Raw genomic sequence first — 21,810 nt, 5'->3', positions numbered from 1 at the left:
GATGAGTTTATTCAAACAACTCCGACTGGATGCCGCTTTCTGTGGTGATTGGTTTTCCCACTCTTACAATGACAGTCGAGAATTATTTCTTAACCAAAGTGAAGCGATAAACCAATTGCAAAAACGTAATTTCAGTTGTTCGCTACCGGAACAACCGGATTGTTATATTGATGCGCATTGGTTTGGTGATCATCAATCCGAAAAAGTGTTGGTGATCATTAGCGGTACACACGGTGTTGAAGGATATGCGGGTAGTGCTGCACAAAGTTTTATTTTGCAAACGCTAATGTCAGGCGACTGGTTTCTACCTGACGGTAGTGCGATGTTAATGATCCATGCGCTGAATCCTTGGGGAATGAAGTGGGCGCGCCGTTGTGATCAGGAAGGTATTGATTTGAACAGAAATTTTATCGACTTCAATCAGCTACCTTTACCAAACAAGCACTACCCTGAACTTCTTACTATATTGCAGCAAACAAGTTTTAAAGAGCGTAATCGACAATTATTAGAGTTGGCCAATAAATTGGGGCAGTCTGAGTTCGATCGACTCTATAGTGGTGGACAATACGATCACAACTGGGCGCCTTTTTATGGTGGTCGTCGGCCATCCTTTGCCAGTCGTGTGCTCGATAAAATCATTGCTCAATGGCAGTTAAATGAGCGTGAACTCGTGGTGTTGGATATTCACACCGGATTAGGCCCTTTCGCGTTTGGTGAATTGATTTCGGATCACCTGGGGAGTTCAGCTGCCTCACATTACTCACGCAAGTTATTTGGAAGTGCGGTCGCAGAAACCGAACTGGGACTGTCTTTCTCCGTAAGCAAAGCAGGGCTTTTGGATTATCGATGGCATTCACTCATGGAAGAGCGTGGTTGTTTTATCACGCTTGAGTTTGGTACTTTGGGTACATCGAATTTATTTGACGTGATATTGCAGGATCATCTGTTTTGGAAAAATAAAACGCCAAAGTTTGATGACCGTAACTATCAAATACATCGAGAGAGCTTGTTACGGCATTTTTGCCCGGAAGATGTGATATGGCAACAATCGGTACTCTTTAAAACCTGGCAATGCGTTTCTAGAGTGACGCAATATTTCACCAAAAATTCTTGATTAAATTTTAGGTTTGAAACTCATGAAAGTGATGCAAAAAGTCGCCCTTAATCCATCCTTTGAGACTTGGAACTGGCGTCCGGGCCATTTACACTTTTTGAATCGCTTTCCTAAGTTACTTTCAGTACTCATGTTCAGTGGCTAGATTAATATGAACGATCACCTTGTCGGTTATCGATTAAGAAAAGCAGTCTTATCCGATCTTAAAGAGCTGTATAAAATCGAGCTACGCTGTTTTGATATTGACCGGCTAAATAAACGCAGCCTTCGGAATTACATCCAATCGGAACACAGTGCTTTATGGGTTGCTGAGTGTGAAGACGAAGATGCCGAGTTTCGAATTTTGGGTTATGGTCTTATTTGGTTGCATCGAGGTACTCGTTTAGCGCGTCTTTATTCACTGGCAGTAATCTCTGAAGCTCGTGGGCGCGGTGTAGCCGTTGCTTTGTTAAATGAACTGGAAAATGTAGCAGAAAAAGCTTTACGTCTTTATATGCGGCTGGAAGTCAGTCGCAATAATCAAGCGGCCATCGCGTTATATCAATCGCAAGGTTATCGGGTATTTGGTGCGTACAGTGACTACTACGAAGATCACAGCGAAGCGTTGCGAATGCAAAAAAAAATACGTCACCGTCACGCCGATGGACTTGCGTTAGCGGTCCCTTGGTTTCAACAAAGTACAGAATTTACCTGTGGACCGGCTTCTTTATTGATGGCCATGGCCAGTCTTGATGAATCCATCCAATGCACTCAAATTCTGGAATTGAATATTTGGCGTGAAGCCACGACTATTTTTATGACGACTGGGCTAGGAGGTTGTCATCCTCTTGGTCTTGCGCTTGCCGCACAGCGGAGAAATTTTGAAGCTGTGGTTCAAATAAATACCGAACGACCTTTATTTATTGAGGGTGTTCGAACCGAAGTAAAAAAGCAGATCATGATCCGAGTGCATGAGCAGTTTGTGCATGATTGTGCGGAGTATGGTATAGAAGTGCAATACCAGGAGGTAACGCAACAACATGTTGAATTTTGGTTGCAACAAAATTATCGAGTTTTGATTTTAATTAGCACTTATCGACTTGATGGAAAAAAAGCGCCGCACTGGGTTGTGGTGACTGGAATCGATCAACAATGTTTGTATGTTCACGATCCCGATCGTGATGAAAAAAGTCAATTACCCATTGATTGCCAACACATCCCGATTGCTCGCGATGACTTTGCGAAAATGTCGCAATTTGGATCGCAGCGATTGCGCGCTGCTGTTGCTATTCGAATGCGTTAGTATAAAAAATTTGTCTAGGATGGAGAAAGAGGTGGAGGTGGGTTACGTTGTAGTTAACCCACTTTACGAAAGTGAAGCCTTGGATAACCGCAATTAAGGGATCTTAATACTTAAAGCGTGGATATCGGTTTCCATCATATCTCCGAGCGCTCTGTAGACTAACTGATGACATTGAATGGGACGTTTGTCATTAAACGCTTCGCTTTGAATGATGACTGTAAAATGGCCTTTGCCGCTTTTTGCTCCGGCATGACCAGCATGAAGGTGGCTGTCGTCGATTACTTCCAAACGCGTTGGGTTTAATTCGGCTTGCAAGCGCTGTTTCATTTCAATAATACGGTGTGCGTTATCCATTAAGGTAATACCTTTTTAAAGGGTTTAACGACGACGTTTTGATAAACACCGGCAGAAACGTAAGGATCGGCATCGGCCCATTGTTGTGCTTCGGCTAACGATCCGAATTCGGCAATCACTAGGCTTCCGGTAAAGCCAGCTTCGGCAGGGTCTTCGTTGTCGACTGCTGGGTGGGGACCGGCCACAAACAGTCGCCCTTGATCTTTCAGCTGCTGCAATCGCGCCAAGTGATCGGCGCGTGCTAGTTTGCGTTTTGGCAAACTGTTTTCGATGTCTTGAGAGATAATGGCGTACCACATGGTTATGTGTTGTCCTCTAATCATTTTCTTCAGGTTGTGACTCGCTCCAGGCTTTCTTTTTGTCTTCGGGCATAAACTTGAATAGAAACACAAACGTGATGATCATCAACGTTAATTGAATAACGGTAATGCCCCATACTTTAAAGTTGACCCAAAATTCTTGAGAAAAGTTAAAGGCGACCCACAGATTTAACAACCCTACCAGGAAAGCCGTTGTTGCCCATGCCATGTTGAGTTTTTTCCAGAGTGTGTCTGTAACACCAAACGATTCGCCTGAAACACCTTCGAGTAAATCTTTTAAGGTGATGCGTTTTTGCACCCATTGCCGAAACAGGAATACCGCAGTGAGCAACCACATAAAAATGGTGACTTTAATTTTAATAAAACTGTCATCACGTAAAAACAGAGTAAGGCTACCGAAGACCAATGCGAGCCCAAAGGTAAACAGGTGCATTTTTTCAAAGGACTTTTTCATCATCCAATGACCGAATGTCTGGAGGAATGAGGCGGCCATTAAAATACCGGTTGCGACATAAATGTCGAACACATAGTAACCAATAAAAAATCCAAGCAGTGGAAGAAAGTCGAAGAGTAATTTCATAATTTTGGCTAAATAGGCTTCTGCCTTGAATCAAAACAGTCGATAATGATACTTTGCACGCTCGTTGAAAGCTAGACCCATTATCTGATGCACACAGCCATTAAGCACGCCATTGATCTCCATTGCCATTCGAGTTTTTCTGATGGTAGCTTGGCGTTGCCTGAGTTATTGCAGCATGTTACCGCGCATGGCGTGGAAACGCTGGCGATTACCGATCACGATTCTATTGGTATTCATCACCAGATAGAGTCGACGGAAAATGCATTGCCATGTCGCGTGATACCCGGCATTGAGATTTCCTGCAGTTACATCAATCGTGAAATTCACATTGTTGGATTAAATCTGAATATTGAGAATTTGCAACTGAATCAATTTGTTGAGCGTCAACAGCAAAGGCGACAAGAGCGATTACGGGAATATGGGGCAAAGCTGGAGTCATTAGGGTTGGCGGGCGTATTACAAAAAGTCGAACAGCTTAGCGCTGAAGCCGTAACACGCACTCACTTATCGCAAATCTTAGTGGCGTTAGGTCACGTTCCCGATGCCAATCGTGCTTTTAAACGCTACATCGGCCGAAAATCACGTGCTTATATTCCCATGCAATGGCCATCCATAGAAGAGGCAGTAGCGGTTATTCTTGCAGCGGGAGGGGTAGCGGTTATTGCACATCCAGGCCGTTATCAATTATCTCGTAAGCAACTGTCTGCTTTATTGGAGGATTTTTCTCAGATAGGCGGACAGGCGATAGAATTGTCTTACCCCAACTGCGATACGCAATTAACTCGTTGGCTATTGGATAAGGCGCTATCATTAAAATTGCTGGCATCGCAAGGTTCCGATTTTCATAATCCGGAATGGCGTTGGGTAAAACCAGGGTATTTTCCACCACTGCCTAAAGCCATCACTCCGGTTTGGGAGCTTTGGCAAGAGGCTAAATCGGGATAAAAGTTGGAGTTTAAAAGCACAATAACGGCTAAAAGCAGCGCATAAATATAAAAAGAGAGAGGATCATGGCGCAATACCTAGAAATTCATCCCGACAATCCGCAACCTCGTTTGATCAACCAGGCGGTTGCTTTAGTGCAAAAAGGCGGCTTAATGGTTTATCCCACCGATTCCGGGTATGCGTTAGGGTGTCAAATTGGTGATAAAGCGGCTTTGGATCGCATTCGTCGATTACGGCAGTTGGATAAAAACCACAATTTTACTTTGGTGTGTCGGGACTTATCGGAACTGGCAACCTATGCTCGGGTCGATAATGCTACCTTTCGATTACTGAAAAATTTTACGCCCGGCCCTTACACCTTCATTTTAAGAGCTACTGGAGAAGTGCCGAAACGTCTGATGCATCCTAAACGAAAAACCATCGGTATTCGAGTGCCTAACAACCCCATTGCTTTGGCGCTTCTCGACGCACTGAGTGAGCCTATTATGTCTTCCAGTTTGATTTTTCCTGGTGCGGAAGAGCAGCCATTCGATCCGTATTACATTAATGAAACCTATGGCAGTCAATTGGACTTGGTTATTAATGGTGGTTATTGCGGTGATCAGGCAACGACCGTCGTCGACTTGACCGAGGGTACACCGGTTATCCTGCGAGAAGGTGCCGGTCAGCCCGAACTTTTTGCCGTTGAATAGTGCGTATAGACCTAACGAGCGCATGTTTTTTGTACACTAACGCTGCCATTAATCTGTTACCAAATACCACCACTGTCTGTATAATGCTCGGTTCGATTAGAAATAGACAGAACGACTAATTTAAGGTTTAAGGGGAAACATTTTGAGTTCGGTGGCTTTACAGCATAAGCGTATCCTTTCTGGGATGCGGCCGTCAGGAAAATTGCATTTAGGTCATTACCATGGAGTCTTAAAAAACTGGATCCAGTTGCAGCACGAATACGAATGTTTTTTCTGTGCCGTTGATTGGCACGCACTGACTACTCATTATGATGATCCTTCCATTATTGAGCCCAGTGTCTGGGACATGGTGATCGATTGGCTGGCAGCGGGCATTAATCCCGGCTCTTCTACGATCTTTATACAGTCTAAAGTACCCGAGCACGCAGAGTTGCACCTATTGTTATCGATGATCACGCCCATGGGCTGGTTGGAACGTCAACCAACCTATAAAGAGCAGCAAGAAAAACTGAAAGAGAAAGATTTGTCCACTTATGGCTTTTTGGGCTATCCGTTGCTGCAAACTGCCGATATTTTGGTTTACAAGTCGGGCTTGGTGCCGGTAGGCGCTGATCAGGTGCCCCATATTGAACTGGCGCGAGAAATTGCGCGTCGTTTTAACCATATATACGGGCGCGAGCCGGGCTTTGAAGATAAAGCCGAAGTTGCCATTAAAAAGTTAGGTAAAAAGAACGCTAAGCTGTACAACAGTTTACGCAAACGCTTTCAGGAAGAAGGTGATGACGAAGCACTTGCAACAGCACGGGCGCTGCTCGAAGGACATGCGTCTATCAGTATTGGTGATAAAGAACGTCTCTATGGTTACCTTGAAGGTGGTGGAAAAGTCATATTACCCGAACCGCAAGCGATGTTAACACCTGTCTCGAAAATGCCGGGTTTGGACGGGCAAAAAATGTCCAAGTCTTACAATAACACCATCACATTGCGTGAAGAGCCCGAGTCGGTGGAAAAGAAAATTCGTACCATGCCGACCGACCCAGCCCGTGTAAGACGAAACGACCCCGGTGATCCGGAAAAATGCCCGGTGTGGGAATTCCACAAAGTTTACAGTAACGATGAAGTGCAACAGTGGGTGAAAAAAGGCTGTACAACGGCCGGTATCGGTTGTATTGAGTGTAAACAACCGGTCATTGATTGCGTACTTAAAGAGCAACAAGTGTTTCGTGATAATGCGCAAGAGTATGTTGAAAACCCTGAGCTCGTAAAAAACATTGTGAATGAAGGCAGTGAGCGTGCCCGTACGGTTGCGCGTGAAACCATGGACGATGTGCGTCAGGCGATGGGATTGAATTATCGTTAATTACTTTGGGTTGAACTTAAAATTGGAACAACTCGTTGAGAAGCGACAGCAGGTAGTAACTTTAAATGAGCGAGCACGAGAGTCTAGAGTCCGAGAACTCTGAAGCTTCAGATACCAATGAAGTTGCGGAGAGCTCTAAAGCTACGGAGAACTCTGAGACAACAGGTCAGGCGAATCCAGAAAACCTTTCTGAAGAACAGAAAGGTCAATCTGTATTGGATCCTGCTCAACAACCGGTTCAGGAAGAGATGTCATTTGCTTTGGTTAATGGTGAACCGGTCAAGGAAATGCCGAAAGATCTGTATATACCACCGGATGCGTTGGAGGTTTTTTTAGAAGCCTTCGAAGGCCCGCTCGATCTATTGTTGTATTTGATCCGTCGACAAAATCTCGATATTACCAACATTCCGATTGCTGATATTACCGAGCAGTATATGGAATACGTTGAGTTGATGAAGAACCTCAACTTGGAGTTGGCTGCAGAGTACCTGGTGATGGCTTCTGTACTTTGTGAAATAAAAAGTCGCGTTTTATTACCTCGCCCGAAATCGGAAGAAGAAGATGAAGAAGATCCACGCATGGATCTGATCCGTCGTTTGCAGGAATATGAACGCTTCAAAAAAGCAGCTGAAGATATCGACGAGATGCCTCGTATTGCTCGAGAAATTTTCCCGGTATCGGCAGAACCCCCAGAACTTAACCTGGTGAGACCACAGCCCGAAGTCGATTTGAAAGAAATTTTGCTGGCTTTCCGCGATGTATTAAAGCGAGCGGATATGTTCACACACCACCATATAGAACGCGAAATTTTATCAGTGCGCGAAAAAATGACCAACGTATTGGCGATTTTGTCATCGGATTCCTTTACTGACTTTGTTACGTTATTTACGGTTGAAGAAGGTCGAATGGGGGTAGTGGTCACCTTTTTATCGATTATGGAATTATCGAAAGAAAAATTGATTGAACTGGTGCAGACTGAGCCTTATGGACCCATCCATGTTCGCGCTCGCGCACAAATTGAAACAGACGAGCTTTTAGCATGAGCAGTATGACTTCTGAAAAACTTCAATGTTTACTGGAAGCGGCAATGTTGGCTTACGGTAAACCGATGTCCATCGATCGCATGGGGCTGTTATTTGAAGAAGATAAACGGCCGACGAATGCCGAGTTTCGCGAGGCAATCGAAGCCTTGCAGTTGGCCTGTGAAGGTCGAGGGATCGAATTAAAAGAAGTGGCCAGTGGCTTTCGATATCAAGCCAGGCAGGATTATGCCGAGTGGGTATCGCGTCTCTGGGAAGAAAAAGCACCACGTTATTCACGGGCTTTACTTGAAACTCTCGCTTTGATTGCTTACCGGCAACCCATCACTCGTTCCGAGATTGAAGAAGTGCGCGGCGTTGCGGTGAGTTCGCACATTATTAAAACGCTGCTTGAGCGTGAATGGATTCGTGTTGTGGGCCATCGTGATGTACCTGGGCGTCCGGCGCTATATGCAACGACGCGGGATTTCCTCGACTACTTTAATTTAAAAAGTCTCGAAGAGTTACCAACACTTTCTGAAATTCGAGATCTTGATAAAATCAATGCCGAATTGGAATTGGAAGACAACACTTCGGAAGTAAGCTCCTCGAGTGAAACCTCTGTAACAGAAACTGAAGTACAATCTTCAGGGGACTTTGCTGCTGAGTCAGACATCATTTCAGAGGTTGATGACGAACAAAGCGATTCAACCGAAGTTGAAGAGAGTAACAAAACCGATGAAACTGAAGAGCTCACGCTTGAACAAGCTTTGGCGGAAGAGTCTGTTACCGATGAGGAGCTCATCGAAGCCGTTGAGTTGAGTAAAGATGAGGGCGAAGTCATTGACGATACTGTCTTTAATGATGCTTATCAACCCGATGACGATGATACTATTCTTGTTGATGAGGTTGTTTCCTATGATGAAGAAAATACCGCTCATGAAGAGTCCTCTACGTTAGAAGCTCAAGTAACTGACATTGAAGATAACGAAATTGTCGACAGTGAAAGTTCTGGTACAGCTTCGGAAAACGATGACTCCGATCATGAAGTCGCCGGTCATAAAGCCTGAAAAGTTTGAAAGGTTAGTCAATTGTCAGAATCTACTGAAAAAGTTCAAAAGTTGTTGGCCCGCGCTGGTCTGGGTTCACGTCGCGAAATGGAATCCATGATTGCAGAAGGGCGTGTATCGGTGAATGGTTCGATTGTAGAGTTAGGTGCTCGTGCAACAGAAAGCGATAAAATTCGTGTTGATGGTCGCGTGATTGCGATTCCAAAACAGGAACTATTGGTTCGTCGAATCATTGCCTACAACAAGCCGGAAGGCGAAGTGTGTACCCGTAAAGATCCGGAAGGACGCTCGACCGTTTTTGATGCGTTACCTTCGCCAGGAAAAGGCCGCTGGATTGCAATCGGACGACTTGATCTGAACACCGCTGGATTGCTGCTATTTACCAATGATGGCGAACTTGCCAATCGATTAATGCACCCCAGGTACGAACTTGAGCGTGAATACGCTGTGCGCGTAAACGGTGAAGTCTCGAAAGACACCCTCGAAAAGCTAAAAGCCGGCATTGCTTTAGAAGATGGTATGGCCAACTTTGATCGCATTCGTTTTTCTGGCGGCGAAGGCTTTAATCAGTGGTACCATGTCACATTGAAGGAAGGTCGGAATCGTGAGGTCCGCCGGCTATGGGAAGCCGTGGGTTGTCAGGTTTCTCGATTAATCCGCGTGCGTTATGGGCAAGTTCCTTTGGAGCGGGGATTGCGGCGAGGTAACTGGCTGGAGCTGGAAGCGAAACAAGTAAGAGAAATTGAAAAGTCGGTCGGGTTAACGCCTTCGGCCCGCAACTTTAAGCGAACCATTGAAAATAAGCAGCGAAAAAAGCAGTATAAATATAAAAGTAAAAAGGCATTTCGGAAGAGGAAATAGAAAACAGTGTCGAGTTACGAGCTTTGAGTGAAAATCGATTTAGGGACGGGGTTAAAACTCGTCCTACTTGACTGGATGAAATGAAATTCAATTATTTCCCGCAACCCGCAACCCGCAACCCGCAACTCATTTTTTAAAACGAAGCAATATTACGCTTAAATCGCTCGGTTAAATCGGCTACTTTTTCAGTATTTTGTTGACGCGCTTGGCTAAATGCCTGTTCGACTGCGGTAGCTTCTAAAGCGCGGCGAACACGCTTTTGAGTGTTCAAATTGAATTGAAGCGTTCCAGGAAATAAAAAGTACCAGCGAGGGTTGTCGGTAACTTGCTTACGTTGAAATGCATTCGGGTTTTCGTATACCACATTGCCCAAACGTAAATCCTGCTGATAAGCGTTCAGTGATTTTTTTACCTGTAATGCCAAGGGTTGGTACAGTTTATCGGTAAGGTGTAGCTCGCTAAAATCTCCAAAGGCATCACGAATTCGAATTTGACGCTTGGCGAGCTCGATATCTTCCATGCGAAGGTTTAAAGCCTCTTCTAGCTTTAAGCCGCACTGAAACATTATTTGTGCAATTAAATGATAAGGCTCTTGTAAATACTGGATCCAGTTCGGAGAGGTATCATTATCAATGGGCTGGGGATCGGTAAATGAGGCCAGTTCGTTCGAAGTTTCTATTTCATCGCCAAGACTCATGGATGACCACAGTGATCGTCGAAGCACCTGGTTGTAAAAGAAGTTGAGTGCAAGGTAAGCTTGCTTTTGGCGAGTGGGCATCAAGTCTTTTTCTTCACTTAAATAACGGAGAAACTCTTTCACCGACTGATTGTCGAGATCAACTGGGTTTTTGAGTTGGTTATAACTTAGGAACAGTTTGATCCAGTCGAGATACTCTTGCGCATCTTGTTTGTTGAATTTATGGCGTTTAAAGGCATCAATGACTTTCTGGAAAAGCTGTTTTCTGTCGTCCATGAATGACTACTCCTAAGAATGGTTGTTTGATTATTGTTGACTGCGCGCAGCTTCACAATAAGAGATATGCTTCATCTTTTGTAAGAGATCGTCCATTACCTGATCATTAATCGGATAAAAATCAGAAAGTTAAAGCAAAAATTAAAATATTCAAAAACGAGATATTTTAAGGTGTTGTAGATAAGCATTACCGATAATCCACCAGAGCGCAAGGCTTGGCACCGTAAAATAGTTAATAATACAAGAGGTGTTGTAATATAATTACATTATTAACTCATTTAAGCTTGATTTATTGGCCTTAGATGTAATATAACTACATTGCTGTTGTTGCACAGACTTCTGGTAGTCAAAGTTTGTGCGATGACTGGTCTTGTACTTTGTGTTTTGACCCTTATTTGTCCTCCTGACAAAAGCGTGAGAGGGTGTGTTAGTGGGCAGCTCAGGCTGCCCGATTTTTATAAGATCACGGAAATCGCCACCACGACCACCATTCCATAATAGATGCGTGGCAGCCAATCAAACCACGAATTGATGCTTATTTCTAATTGGTCCGACTGCTGTTTCAAATAGTGCTCTATCGATTCGGAAAAACGACCACTTTGCTCAGCGGTTAGTAGAATATTGCGAAAATCATTGGTAATTGCTAAATCGGCATTAATGATACTTTGCGTTACCGATGCGCCAGTTCCGCACTTGTGAGCAATATTCGTTAATTTTCGTTTAATTGATGAATGGTTGAGTAAACGAGAGATTCGAAGAAACGCATTTTTAAAATCAATACCGGATTTCACCTGCCAAACCAGCGTTTCAAAAATAACCTGTTGCGATAAGCGTCGATAAAAATCACTGTGTTTAATAAAGCCAGCGAACTGTAAGAAAAAACGGGTATCTTGTCGTAGTAACCAAAGTAGTAGTCGTGTAAGGAATAACGCTATTAAAAATAAAAACATGGATTCCGTAACCGCCCAAAAAAGAGAAGATTTTTGTTGGAAGACGGTGAAAATTGTGCGAACAATGATAGCAACAGTAAGTACTGCAAATGGAAATAATAATTTGGTTTTCAATCGCGATGTACGTACTTGCCTACGATCTACCGCGTCTGCAATTTTGAGTAATCCGTGCGGCAATCGGCCCGAGCTCTCGGCAACATTCAATATTTCTCTTTCAAATCGATTGATCAGCTGGCTTTGCCAAAGTGCTTCGCTGAGTGTTGATCCGGAACTAAGATGTTTTTGCAAATGGTGCCAGCTTTTTCCTTTCACAGACAGCTTTTTACTGGCAGCTAATGGGGTAATGCCTGCCTCTATTAAAGTTGCCAGTTCTCGAAACAGTGTATTGTATTGTTTGTGTTTTATAGCGAACTCCAATAGAGTTATCTTGCTGGTTGATGATACCCTTCTAACACGTGTTCCCAATCATCGACCTGCCAATGGAATGCTGAGTGTTTTGTTTTTTCTTTATGTAAAGAGCGCAGTAATCGTTTCAAGTTGGCGGTCTTCCAGCTTTCGTTACCGCTTACTCGTAATTCGCATTTATCAAAATCGATAAGCCAAGTTTTGTGCCCATGGTCGAGTATATTATTGTTGTTTTCTGTTTTATCGGTCTTTGTTTTATTGATCATGATATTGTGGATATTAAGATCAGAATGGTAAATATTATGATCGTGAAAGCTGCGAATGGTTTGCCCAATGTGATACCACTGATCGGCTGACATGGCATCATCCAGTAATCGGTGGAAGGCATCTTGCGCGTGAGGAATTTTTTCGATTATCAAATCAGCGCGATAAAAAAAACCGTACCGGGTAATACGTCCTGCAATTGGTATCGGTGCTGGCAACTTCAGCTCTTGTAATTTTTGTAACAACAAAAGTTCACGGAATGCTCGGGTGTTTTCGACGGATGAAAACCAGTAGCTGTCTTTATTTATTTTTCCATACAACCCGCCGCGATAATAATGCCTTAACACGTATTCTTTCGTGTTGTTTTGAAAAAAGATTGTGGTGTGTCTTCCTTTGGATTCGCCTGTAATGGCAGACCGCTCTTTCCAAAAACTGGGGTTAAACCACTGGCCTTTAACTTCCGCCGCTGAGTGACTGCAGATGAGTAAGTACTGGTTGTTGTTATTTGCTTTTATTTCAATCAATGGTACGACTCGATTCCTTGTTGTTAATCGGCATATTATCTTAATTTGATAACTTGTTCTATTGTTGCAAAGCTCCGAAGTTGTTGCTTTTTGTCATTGAATTTCCGCAAGACTATTCCATACTTTAGTTTTCTACGTGTTGGAATAAGGAGACAACGGTGGGCGAACGTAACGAATACCGACAGGGTACCTTTTGCTGGCCAGAGCTTGCTACGAGTGATACACAAGGTGCTAAAGCGTTTTATGGCGAGTTGATGGGGTGGAGTGCAAATGATATGCCTATGGGAGCTAGCGGCACTTATACGATGTGGCAGCTCAATGGAAAGGATATTGGTGCAATGTATCAATTAATGGAAGAGCAAGCAAAAGAAGGTATTCCACCCAACTGGTTAAGCTATGTTGCGGTTGATCAGCTCGAACCGATATTGGAAAAAGTGAACGTTTTGGGTGGGGAAGTATTGATGGGGCCACACGACATCGAAGGCGCAGGGCGAATGGCATTAATTCAAGATCCGCAAGGTGCCAAAGTTGCTTTGTGGCAAGGCCTTCAGCACAAGGGAGCTCAATTGGTGAATGAGCCAGGTACGTTGTGTTGGAACGAACTGGCGACATCGGATGCTAAAGCCGCTGAGAAGTTTTATTGTGAGTTGTTCGGCTGGACGGCGAAAGCGGAAAACATGTCGATGGGTAACTACACCATGTTGTTCAATGGTGATGCGATGGCCGGCGGCTTGATGCAAATGACAGAAGAATGGGGGGATGTACCACCTCATTGGATGAATTATTTCAGTGTGAAAAATACCGATGCACATTGCGAAAAAGTGAAGCTGCTGGGTGGAAGTGTGTGTGTTGAAGCGACGGATATTCCGGAAGTCGGCCGTTTTGCCGTCGTAAATGATCCTCAAGGTGCAGTATTTTCGATTATTGATTTAAACTCGCCGGATCCGTAATGTAAATACGGGTGTTTTTATTTCTAAAGCTTGTGAGCCTAATCCGCGTAATTTGCTACTGAAGTTACGTCGGTAGAGTTAGATTTTGGCGAGCGCCTTTTCTATCAAAATATTGATCGCGAAACAGTCGTGGTGATTGGCCAAACCATCGCTTAAATGCGCGTCGAAAGCTGGATACGTCGCTGTAACCTAATTGTCGTGCGATATCACAAATTTTCAGTTCAGAATTGAGCAATAAATGCGATGACCGCTGAATTCGAATTTCATCGACCAATAGTTGAAACGACGTGCCTTCTTTTTTGAGCTTGCGACTGATGGTCCATGGTGTGGTAAATAACTGTTCCGCTACAATGTCTAGCGTTGGTAACTGTTGTTCACAGCCTTTCAAAAGCAATTTAATTTTATCCTGAAAATATTCTTCGGCTTTTGTGGATGAGTGCTTTGGATTGCAAAGTTGTTGTGCTGAGCTCCAAGTATGGCGATCGGCGAGTGGCGACGATAAATGTAATAATTGTGGTGGGATCAAGATTTTATTCGAGTTTGAACTCAGTACCGTTTGAATGTGACACTGTTGTAATGCGGTTAAATCGATCGAATGTTTAAAGTGAAATTCCACCAAGTAAGCTTTGGGCAACTTTAAAAATAGAATCAGGTTATTTATGTAAGAAAAGCTCATTTCAACAAAAAACTGATGCAATCTTTCTGGTTCGTTATCGAGTTGTAATTCTATTTTACCGTATTCCTGATGCTCACTGAGATTAAGCTGTAGCGGACAGAATTTTTTGTTAATTTTTTCTGCTACAAATTGAAATGACTGCCAGATATCCTGACTGCTGATTAACACCAGTGCTAGTTCTTGCAACATGGAGATATCGAGGTGATGACCCACATACAATCCGGGATTGGGTCGCTTTACATAACGTATGATATTGCGACCCATTTGCAGTAAGGTTTCAATACTGAAAACGGAATGAGGCGATTGCAATTTTTGTGGGGTCAGCGATGTATGCTCAAAAAGTTGATGCGATGCAATAGGTAGACTATTGAGCATGGCATCCACAAAGGTGATACCGTATTTGCTCTTTATTGTTTGGGGTGCTGTTACAAGCGTCATAATCTTTCTTTTTATAGGCTTGCAATAAGTGTAGCTGGTATCTCAGTATATAGGTTGTGTAATATTCACACAATGTGATACGTCGTTATATAAGCTTGTGAGATTAAATGAGCAATGCTTCGGCTAGCCGTTCTTTAAGTCTCATGCCTTGGTACGAATTCCAAAACGGTAGCATTAATACAATAACGTGGCATACCATTGGGACCGTCGTGAAACACATGGCCAAGATGAATGTCAGATGTCGTTGCTCGAATTTCAATACGGTTGAGACCATAGCGATTGTCTTCCTTTTCATATACTGAACCTTCAATAGGCTTGGTAAATGACAACCAACCTGTGCCAGAGTTAAACCGATCACGCGTGTCAAACAAGGGAGCCCCACTTAGTTTATCAACGAAAACGCCATCAGGTGTGTTTTTAAAAATATCATACTGTTTGCAAAAGGGCCTATCGGTACCTTCGTTAAAAGCAACATTAAAAGCTTCGCTAATACCCAATTTAAAAAGTCCTAGTGCTTTGTAAAAACTCTCTGGTGGCATGTAACCACGAAATGCATACACTTCTTTGCCTTCTTCCAGAAATATAACCGTTGGCGTGGCCCAGGTTTCAGTTTTTATGGTAAGTTCGTTGAGCTGATTGGCTAGACGAAAATTCAGGGGAATGTTTCCTTGATAATTTTTAGCAACGGTTTCTTTGAATTTTTCGCAATAGGGACAGTAATTTTCAGATTCGATCACTACAATTTGTTTTCCCGTCATTAATGTTGAATTATCGATAGCATTTTTATGAGAGCGGGTAGAGGCAAACGTGACGCCAGTGGAATGATCCGGACAATAACCGTTTGGATTTTTTATAAGGTAATCCTGATGGTATTCTTCTGCCGGAAAAAACTCGACCAGAGGTTCAATTGTTGTGGCAATATCACCGTAATTTTCTGCGCGTAGCAAGTTTTGGTATTCATTCATAATTTTGCGAGCGATAACTTCCTGCTTTTCGTCGCGGGTTAATATGATCGACCGGTACTGAGTACCAATGTCATTGCCTTGTCGATTAACTTGTGTCGGATCATGTGCTTCGAAATACACTTTTAAAATTTGCTCGAGGCTTACAACGGAAGTGTTATAGTTCACTTTCACTACCTCAGCGTGATTGTCTGGGTTCATACGATTGTGACGTTTCGTAATCTCTCGGTACGTTGGCGCTATATTTTTTCCGCCTGCATAACCGGATATAGCACTTACCACTCCGGGAATCGCTTGGTAACGCTTTTCTGCGCCCCAAAAACAACCCGCACCCAGTACGATGAAATCCAGATGGCTGGTTGCGGGAATGCCTCGATTGAACTTTGAGTTATTATCCCCTTCCGTAACATTCAATTCTTGGCTGAGTGCTTTTTGAAATTGTTCAGGCTTCGACGACTCGGCAAAATTAAAATTTGCCGACAAGTAAATAACCGACAATAACACCAGTAAAAACAATAAATACGGCTTTAATTTCATAGAGATACGTCTCGTAGCTAAAAGGGTTTATATCAATAAGAGTCCGATAACAGGCGATTGTTTCAGTGAGATTGCACAATATTTTAAGAACCACCGTATAAACCTTTCAATAACACGTTGAAACGAAACATATATAAGACCAATGACTTTGGGAGCCTGCTTGATATTCGATATACTGTCAGAGCTATGATGAAGATAAGTCGACGATGAAAAAGTTAAATCAACTCTTTGACAATAAAAACGCGTTGTTTTGGTTCCTTAATTCGACCGGTTGGTTAGGGTGGGCGCTCACCTCCTATCTGGCGGGTCGTTATTGGGGTGAACAATGGGGGCTCTTTGGTTATCGTGTGTTTGCAGCAACGTGTGGTTTTTTAATCTGTTTGATGTTGCGTCGACTGTACCAAAAGGTTTGGCATCAACACGCAGTGATACGATTAATTGCTGTATTGGCAGGCTCCTATTTGTGCGCGGCTATTCTGGTTACAATCAGTAATGTGTTTTTATGGCAAGTTTACGAAAATGGATATACCCCACCTTATTTCATGAAGTACTTTAAGGGGATTACGCATATTTTTTATGTGTTTATCAGTTGGAGTGCGCTTTATTTTGGCTTTAAATTTTATCAGGGATTACAGGAGGCCACGCAAAAAGCGCTAAAAGCAAAATCGTTAGCGCATCAGGCTCAGTTAAAAATGTTGCGGTACCAGCTGAACCCACACTTCTTATTCAACACTTTGAATGCCATTTCAACGCTTATTTTGGAAAAAAATAGCACACAGGCTAATGATATGGTGACACGATTGTCAAACTTTTTGCGGTATTCATTGGACAATGATCCTATGCTTAAAGTGACATTGGCTCAGGAGGTGAGTGCGTTACGGCTCTATCTCGATATTGAGAAAGTTCGGTTCGAAGAGCGATTAGTTTTGGAGTTTGATATTGATGAAAAAGCTAATATTGCACTTATTCCCAGTTTATTGCTCCAACCTATGGTTGAAAACTCAATTAAATACGCGATTGCCGAGTCAGAAACCGGAGGGACGATTTCCATTCGTGCAAAAGTGTTTGCCAATGAACTGCTGATGGAGATCAGTGATGATGGTCCAGGTGTCAAGCTGGTGAATGGGCAAATTCCTAATGGACGTGGAGTAGGCGTTCGTAATACACAAGAGCGGTTAGCAGAACTTTACGGCGATAAGCATGCCTTTGAGCTGGTAAATCGCGAACCTTGCGGATTGCAGGTGAACATTCGCATTCCATACGAAACAAAATAGCTAAGAACTTGTATTTATGTCCAATATAAAAGCCATAATCGTTGATGATGAATCGCTGGCACGTCGCGGATTAACTTTGCGATTAAAAGAATACCCGAATATCGACATAATTGCGGAATGCCGAAATGGCAAAGAAGCATTAGCCTCAATCGCAGAACACCAACCGGATTTGATGTTTCTGGATATACAAATGCCCGGTTTGAATGGTTTTGACGTGGTTAAAGCCATGCAGGGAGATGATATGCCCTTGGTTGTATTTGTTACTGCATTTGATCAGTATGCGGTGGATGCCTTTGAAGTGCATGCGGTGGATTATGTATTAAAGCCTGTGGATGACGAACGATTGGCTCGAGCGGTAACAAGGGCGCAGCATTACCTTGAGCGCGAAGGCGCAGTGAACGAGAAAAACAGGTTGATGGATTTGATCACTCACATTACCGGGGAAGAGCCGGTTCGATTGAATAATGAATCTGAAAAAGGAGCAAAATCGTTTCCGGAAAAAATCACCATTAAAGATCGCGGCGAAATTAACTTTGTAAAAACAGACGAAATTCAATGGATTGAAGCGGCAGGTGACTATATGTGCATTCATGCGAATGATAATGTGCATGTCCTGCGCAGTACTTTAAAACAATTGGAAGCACAACTGGATCCTGACATTTTTCAACGCATACATCGTTCGACTATTGTAAACTTGAGCCTTGTTGAGAAAGTGTGCTCGCATATTAATAGCGAGTATTTTCTTGTATTAAAAGGTGGTGTGAAACTTAAGATGAGCCGAAGCTATAGAGATAAGATAAAGCACTTTTTATAGTGGGTAGCGCTCGTTAGTTAATGCTATTCGTTTTTTGTTATACTTACCTAGTGATTCCAATCTCAAGCTCAAGGAGCTTAAGGTGTCATTTTATTTATGTACCTTTATGTAGGTAAAAATTTCGATGCCTTCTATAAATAGGATGTCAGTTCAAAGGATTTTGAAATTATTTTCGACCAAATTGTAAATTATTCTTTTCAAAATATGTCGGAATGTTTCTAGAACAGCGTGACTCGTCAACTCGTCGAATTATCACCTCAACTAAACTCAAATTGATAGGGGCGATAATCAGGAATTGCTAACCTATTCGTTGAGAATGACTAATAGGACGATGGGTGATGAGACTCACTGAAAAAGCACTAAAGAATCCCGCCGGTTTGGCCGTGATCGTTTGTCTACTTTTGCTTTTCGGAATAATCAGTTTAAACCAATTACCCATACAACTTTTCCCCGATATCGAACGTCCGCAAATTTCCATTCAAACTTTATGGCGCGCCGCGTCTCCTAAAGAAGTCGAGTCAGAAATTATAGAGCCGCAGGAAGAAATTTTAAGAGGCATTCCCGGATTAACGAGTTTGGAGGCTAATGCCAATCGAGGCGTGTCGTGGATCAATTTGCAGTTCGATATTGACACCGATATGAACAAGACCTTGATGGAAGTCATAAGTCGAATGACGCGGTTGCAAAACTTGCCGCGTGATGCGCTGCCTCCTCGTATTATGTTAGGTGGATTTGGAGGTGGAAGTGAAGCGCTCACGTATTTCTTTTTGCAAGCGCTTCCGGGAAATACTGATGATATTGAAAATCATACGTCGATGGTTATGAATGTTATTCGCCCACGAATAGAATCCATAGAAGGTGTCGCCGGTGTTGAAATTGGTTCGGTTTCGAGCCAGGAGCAACTCCAAATTCGGTTTGAACCTTATAAAGTCGCTGAATACGGGTTGCAAATTCCTGCCATTATCCATCGTGTTTCGGGCTCGAACGATGTGTCGGGTGGTTTTATCGATATTGGCCGCCGTCAATATACGCTGCGATTTAACGGTAAGTACGATCCGGAACAATTGGGTGACCTTGTTCTAGAATGGCGAAACGGAACGCCGGTAAAACTGAAGGATGTTGCCGAAGTGACTGTTGCTCGAAGTGATCGTACTGATTTATCGGTGCAAAATGGCAATCCGGCATTCTCCATTCGAATCAATAAAGAATCCGGTGCCAACGTATTAGACACCTTGAACAATGTAAAAGCGGAAATTGAAAGAATCAATGACGATTTGCTGGCGCAACGAAACCTGGTGATGGTGCAATCTTTTGATGCTTCGATATTTATTTATCGAGCCATCAATTTGGTTTCCAGCAACCTTTTAATCGGTATGATGCTCGCGATTGGTGTTTTATGGTTGTTTATTCGACGATTTCGCGCAACACTCATTGTTGCCGTTGCCATACCGGCATCGCTCTTAGCAACGTTTATAGTATTAGAAATCACAGGGCGTTCACTAAATGTTATTTCGATGGCGGGTTTGGCTTTTGCTACCGGAATGGTGCTTGATGCCGCTATTGTTGTTTTAGAAAATATTATTCGATTGCGTGAACAGGGAAAGAAAAAATCTGAAAGTGCGGAGCAAGGAGCCACTCAAGTTTGGGGAGCTCTATTAGCTTCTACCGCGACCACAGTTGCTATATTTCTACCGGTTTTTTTTCTAAAGGATATAGAAGGTCAACTGTTTGGTGATTTGGCGCTAACCATTGCCATTGCTGTTTCCATTTCGTTGATCGTTGCGGTCACTTTGCTGCCTGTGCTTTCAAAGTTTTGGTTAAAAGAAAGCGCATTAAAAGATCCTCATGTTAAAGTATGGAATGCCATAACCCACTGGGTGATGTGCTTGACTAGCACTTCTAAAAAGCGTTGGATATTAGCAACCTCTATGATTTCAGTTCCCTTAGTGGTTACCTGGCTTGCGCTTCCAAAACTGGACTATTTGCCACCGGTAAAACGTGACGCGGTGGATGCTTTTTTTCAATTTGCTCCGGGTGTTAATTTGGCAACCATTGAAAACGACGTTGTGGAACCCATTGTTGAGCGCTTAGCTCCCTATATGGCAGGAGAAAAGCAACCGGCGCTTAAAAACTATTACATTTTAATTGGTAGCTGGGGTGGCACTATCGGCGTAAGAGCCAAAGACCAATCTAAAGTAAATGAGTTGCTCGGCATAGTACGCAATGAAATTTTGGTGGATTTAATCGATACACAATCCTTTGCGAATCAAGGCAATTTATTCGGAGGGTTTGGTGGTGGACGTTCGGTTGCTATCTATTTGCAAGGTAAGGACACACCCAAAATAATGGCGGCCGCGGAACAGGCGATGGACTGGATAAAAGAAGCCATTCCTGATGCCAATGTGCGCGCGAATCCTGGCTTGCAATTAGCCGAACCGGAGCTGTTATTAACACCTAAAGATGACGCTATTTTAGAGCAAGGGTGGACGCGACGGGAATTGGGTACCATTGTACGAGCATTAGGTGATGGTCTTTTTGTTGGTGAGTATTTTGACGGTGAACAACGTCTCGATATGATTTTCCGCAGTCAAAGTTGGGACAGTCCTGAAGTTTTATCTGGAGTGCCTTTAGTAACACCAACAGGAAATATCGTTTCATTGGGTAAGTTGACGGAAATATTTCGTTCAGTGGGACCAACGCGTGTACGCCGTATTGATGGCCATAGAACCATAACATTAAATGTGAATCCGCCAGATGGATGGTCGCTGGAAGAAACAATTCGTTCCTTAAAAACGGAAGTGGAACCCAAGTTACACAACCTTTTACCGGAAGATTCGAACTTACTTTACGGCGGAAGCGCTGATCAATTGGAAAAAGCCATCACTACTATGGGGCAAAATTTTATACTGGCTTTTGTGATTCTATTTTTATTGATGTCAGCGTTATTCAAATCAATCAAGGATTCCGGATTAGTGTTGTTAGCCATTCCGTTAGCAACGGTAGGTGGTGTATTGTCGTTGCGTATTTTAAATCTGATTACCTTTCAGCCGCTGGACCTACTCACCATGATTGGTTTCGTTATACTACTGGGTTTGGTTGTGAACAATGCGATTCTATTGGTGCATCAAACGCGACAAGCTGAGCGTGAAGGCATCAGTCGTCATCACGCCGTAGAGCAGGCATTACGAGTTCGCCTTCGCCCCATTTTTATGAGTTCACTCACAAGCTTATTTGGAATGTTACCCCTGTTATTGATGCCTGGTGACGGTAGTGTGATCTATCGGGGAATGGCTGCTGTTATTGTCGGCGGGCTTTCTATCAGTACATTATTCACCATAGTGCTTTTGCCTTGTTTACTTCGATTTGGTGAAGCAGGAATGAAAGTACTATCGACTCAACGTCATTCCAATCCGAAAGATACGACATTAGAACAAGTCGCATAGGTT

The 21,810-nt window shown here is 43.2% G+C and carries 20 protein-coding genes; 12 read left to right on the top strand and 8 right to left on the bottom strand.

All coding sequences use genetic code 11. The features are described 5' to 3' along the window. Position 1: 1 nt before the first annotated feature. A complete protein-coding gene (locus tag ACTUJY_RS04115) occupies positions 2-1,114 on the top strand; it encodes a DUF2817 domain-containing protein (RefSeq protein ID WP_463614788.1) in 1,113 nt (370 codons plus the stop codon). Positions 1,115-1,265: 151 nt separating this feature from the next. Continuing rightward, positions 1,266-2,396, top strand: coding sequence for a peptidase C39 family protein (locus ACTUJY_RS04110; protein WP_463614787.1), 1,131 nt, complete (start codon positions 1,266-1,268; stop codon positions 2,394-2,396). Between the two features lie 93 nt (positions 2,397-2,489). On the opposite strand, the gene ACTUJY_RS04105 is transcribed toward ACTUJY_RS04110, so the two are convergent. From ACTUJY_RS04105 to ACTUJY_RS04095, 3 genes are read right to left on the bottom strand one after another with little or no spacing between them, the layout of a single operon-like run. Further along, on the bottom strand, positions 2,490-2,750 hold the full coding sequence (locus ACTUJY_RS04105; RefSeq protein WP_463614786.1) for a BolA family protein: 261 nt from the start codon (positions 2,748-2,750) through the stop codon (positions 2,490-2,492). Further along, positions 2,750-3,049 (bottom strand): YciI family protein, encoded by a 300-nt coding sequence (locus tag ACTUJY_RS04100; RefSeq protein ID WP_463614785.1) that lies wholly within the window; start codon positions 3,047-3,049, stop codon positions 2,750-2,752. Before ACTUJY_RS04100 ends, ACTUJY_RS04105 begins: the two co-directional genes overlap by 1 nt. Positions 3,050-3,065: 16 nt before the next feature. Beyond that, entirely contained in the window at positions 3,066-3,650 is a 585-nt protein-coding gene (locus tag ACTUJY_RS04095) for an inner membrane-spanning protein YciB (RefSeq protein ID WP_463614784.1), read from the bottom strand. Between the two features lie 87 nt (positions 3,651-3,737). Between ACTUJY_RS04095 and ACTUJY_RS04090 the strand changes: the two genes are divergently transcribed. From ACTUJY_RS04090 to rluB, 6 genes are all read left to right on the top strand, one after another. Continuing rightward, positions 3,738-4,595, top strand: coding sequence for a PHP domain-containing protein (locus ACTUJY_RS04090; protein WP_463614783.1), 858 nt, complete (start codon positions 3,738-3,740; stop codon positions 4,593-4,595). 65 nt (positions 4,596-4,660) lie between these two features. Further along, positions 4,661-5,287, top strand: coding sequence for an L-threonylcarbamoyladenylate synthase (locus ACTUJY_RS04085; RefSeq protein ID WP_463614782.1), 627 nt, complete (start codon positions 4,661-4,663; stop codon positions 5,285-5,287). Positions 5,288-5,429: 142 nt separating this feature from the next. Further along, positions 5,430-6,647: a tryptophan--tRNA ligase gene (locus ACTUJY_RS04080; RefSeq protein WP_463614781.1), complete on the top strand. Its 1,218-nt coding sequence runs from the start codon at positions 5,430-5,432 to the stop codon at positions 6,645-6,647. Between the two features lie 248 nt (positions 6,648-6,895). Then, on the top strand, positions 6,896-7,690 hold the full coding sequence (locus tag ACTUJY_RS04075; RefSeq protein WP_463614816.1) for a segregation and condensation protein A: 795 nt from the start codon (positions 6,896-6,898) through the stop codon (positions 7,688-7,690). Then, positions 7,687-8,736: an SMC-Scp complex subunit ScpB gene (scpB, locus tag ACTUJY_RS04070; RefSeq protein ID WP_463614780.1), complete on the top strand. Its 1,050-nt coding sequence runs from the start codon at positions 7,687-7,689 to the stop codon at positions 8,734-8,736. Before ACTUJY_RS04075 ends, scpB begins: the two co-directional genes overlap by 4 nt. Positions 8,737-8,757: 21 nt before the next feature. After that, positions 8,758-9,597 (top strand): 23S rRNA pseudouridine(2605) synthase RluB, encoded by an 840-nt coding sequence (gene rluB / locus ACTUJY_RS04065; RefSeq protein ID WP_463614779.1) that lies wholly within the window; start codon positions 8,758-8,760, stop codon positions 9,595-9,597. Between the two features lie 133 nt (positions 9,598-9,730). Here the strand turns inward: rluB and ACTUJY_RS04060 are convergent, their stop codons facing one another. The 3 genes from ACTUJY_RS04060 to ACTUJY_RS04050 all read right to left on the bottom strand — a co-directional run bounded on the left by ACTUJY_RS04060 (position 9,731) and on the right by ACTUJY_RS04050 (position 12,713). Then, positions 9,731-10,570 (bottom strand): phage integrase N-terminal SAM-like domain-containing protein, encoded by an 840-nt coding sequence (locus tag ACTUJY_RS04060; protein WP_463614778.1) that lies wholly within the window; start codon positions 10,568-10,570, stop codon positions 9,731-9,733. A gap of 455 nt (positions 10,571-11,025) precedes the next feature. Further along, positions 11,026-11,937: a type II secretion system F family protein gene (locus tag ACTUJY_RS04055; RefSeq protein ID WP_463614777.1), complete on the bottom strand. Its 912-nt coding sequence runs from the start codon at positions 11,935-11,937 to the stop codon at positions 11,026-11,028. 5 nt (positions 11,938-11,942) lie between these two features. Next, entirely contained in the window at positions 11,943-12,713 is a 771-nt protein-coding gene (locus ACTUJY_RS04050; RefSeq protein ID WP_463614776.1) for a 3-deoxy-D-manno-octulosonic acid kinase, read from the bottom strand. A gap of 158 nt (positions 12,714-12,871) precedes the next feature. Between ACTUJY_RS04050 and ACTUJY_RS04045 the strand changes: the two genes are divergently transcribed. After that, positions 12,872-13,663: a VOC family protein gene (locus ACTUJY_RS04045; RefSeq protein WP_463614775.1), complete on the top strand. Its 792-nt coding sequence runs from the start codon at positions 12,872-12,874 to the stop codon at positions 13,661-13,663. Between the two features lie 64 nt (positions 13,664-13,727). Here ACTUJY_RS04045 and ACTUJY_RS04040 read toward each other — a convergent pair whose 3' ends face one another. Both ACTUJY_RS04040 and msrA read right to left on the bottom strand, forming a co-directional pair. Next, positions 13,728-14,777 carry a helix-turn-helix transcriptional regulator gene (locus ACTUJY_RS04040; protein ID WP_463614774.1) on the bottom strand — a complete coding sequence of 350 codons (1,050 nt, stop codon included), beginning with the start codon at positions 14,775-14,777 and terminating at the stop codon, positions 13,728-13,730. A 134-nt stretch (positions 14,778-14,911) separates the two neighbouring features. Beyond that, the gene (gene msrA / locus ACTUJY_RS04035) at positions 14,912-16,276 is read right to left on the bottom strand and encodes a peptide-methionine (S)-S-oxide reductase MsrA (RefSeq protein WP_463614773.1); all 1,365 of its coding nucleotides are present in this window, start codon (positions 16,274-16,276) and stop codon (positions 14,912-14,914) included. Positions 16,277-16,482: 206 nt separating this feature from the next. Here msrA and ACTUJY_RS04030 point away from each other — a divergent pair, with 206 nt between their 5' ends. The 3 genes from ACTUJY_RS04030 (at position 16,483) to ACTUJY_RS04020 (ending at position 21,807) form a co-directional block, all read left to right on the top strand. Continuing rightward, on the top strand, positions 16,483-17,550 hold the full coding sequence (locus ACTUJY_RS04030) for a sensor histidine kinase (protein ID WP_463614772.1): 1,068 nt from the start codon (positions 16,483-16,485) through the stop codon (positions 17,548-17,550). A gap of 16 nt (positions 17,551-17,566) precedes the next feature. Beyond that, positions 17,567-18,364, top strand: a complete 798-nt coding sequence (locus ACTUJY_RS04025) for a LytR/AlgR family response regulator transcription factor (RefSeq protein ID WP_463614771.1) — start codon at positions 17,567-17,569, stop codon at positions 18,362-18,364. A 338-nt stretch (positions 18,365-18,702) separates the two neighbouring features. Next, positions 18,703-21,807: an efflux RND transporter permease subunit gene (locus ACTUJY_RS04020; RefSeq protein WP_463614770.1), complete on the top strand. Its 3,105-nt coding sequence runs from the start codon at positions 18,703-18,705 to the stop codon at positions 21,805-21,807. The last annotated feature ends 3 nt before the right edge of the window (positions 21,808-21,810 follow it).

The organism is Pleionea sp. WD8-19 (assembly GCF_055326765.1).
The sequence above is the reverse complement of the archived record's forward strand: the minus strand, read 5'-3'. Positions and strand labels throughout refer to the sequence as shown.

Bases quoted from the DNA above. Each gene is read 5' to 3' on its own strand.
- ACTUJY_RS04115 (WP_463614788.1), top strand. From the start codon at position 2: ATGAGTTTATTCAAACAACTCCGACTGGATGCCGCTTTCTGTGGTGAT.
- ACTUJY_RS04110 (WP_463614787.1), top strand. From the start codon at position 1,266: ATGAACGATCACCTTGTCGGTTATCGATTAAGAAAAGCAGTCTTATCC.
- ACTUJY_RS04105 (WP_463614786.1), bottom strand. From the start codon at position 2,750: ATGGATAACGCACACCGTATTATTGAAATGAAACAGCGCTTGCAAGCC.
- ACTUJY_RS04100 (WP_463614785.1), bottom strand. From the start codon at position 3,049: ATGTGGTACGCCATTATCTCTCAAGACATCGAAAACAGTTTGCCAAAA.
- ACTUJY_RS04095 (WP_463614784.1), bottom strand. From the start codon at position 3,650: ATGAAATTACTCTTCGACTTTCTTCCACTGCTTGGATTTTTTATTGGT.
- ACTUJY_RS04090 (WP_463614783.1), top strand. From the start codon at position 3,738: ATGCACACAGCCATTAAGCACGCCATTGATCTCCATTGCCATTCGAGT.
- ACTUJY_RS04085 (WP_463614782.1), top strand. From the start codon at position 4,661: ATGGCGCAATACCTAGAAATTCATCCCGACAATCCGCAACCTCGTTTG.
- ACTUJY_RS04075 (WP_463614816.1), top strand. From the start codon at position 6,896: ATGTCATTTGCTTTGGTTAATGGTGAACCGGTCAAGGAAATGCCGAAA.
- scpB (WP_463614780.1), top strand. From the start codon at position 7,687: ATGAGCAGTATGACTTCTGAAAAACTTCAATGTTTACTGGAAGCGGCA.
- ACTUJY_RS04060 (WP_463614778.1), bottom strand. From the start codon at position 10,570: ATGGACGACAGAAAACAGCTTTTCCAGAAAGTCATTGATGCCTTTAAA.
- ACTUJY_RS04040 (WP_463614774.1), bottom strand. From the start codon at position 14,777: ATGACGCTTGTAACAGCACCCCAAACAATAAAGAGCAAATACGGTATC.
- msrA (WP_463614773.1), bottom strand. From the start codon at position 16,276: ATGAAATTAAAGCCGTATTTATTGTTTTTACTGGTGTTATTGTCGGTT.
- ACTUJY_RS04030 (WP_463614772.1), top strand. From the start codon at position 16,483: ATGAAAAAGTTAAATCAACTCTTTGACAATAAAAACGCGTTGTTTTGG.
- ACTUJY_RS04025 (WP_463614771.1), top strand. From the start codon at position 17,567: ATGTCCAATATAAAAGCCATAATCGTTGATGATGAATCGCTGGCACGT.
- ACTUJY_RS04020 (WP_463614770.1), top strand. From the start codon at position 18,703: ATGAGACTCACTGAAAAAGCACTAAAGAATCCCGCCGGTTTGGCCGTG.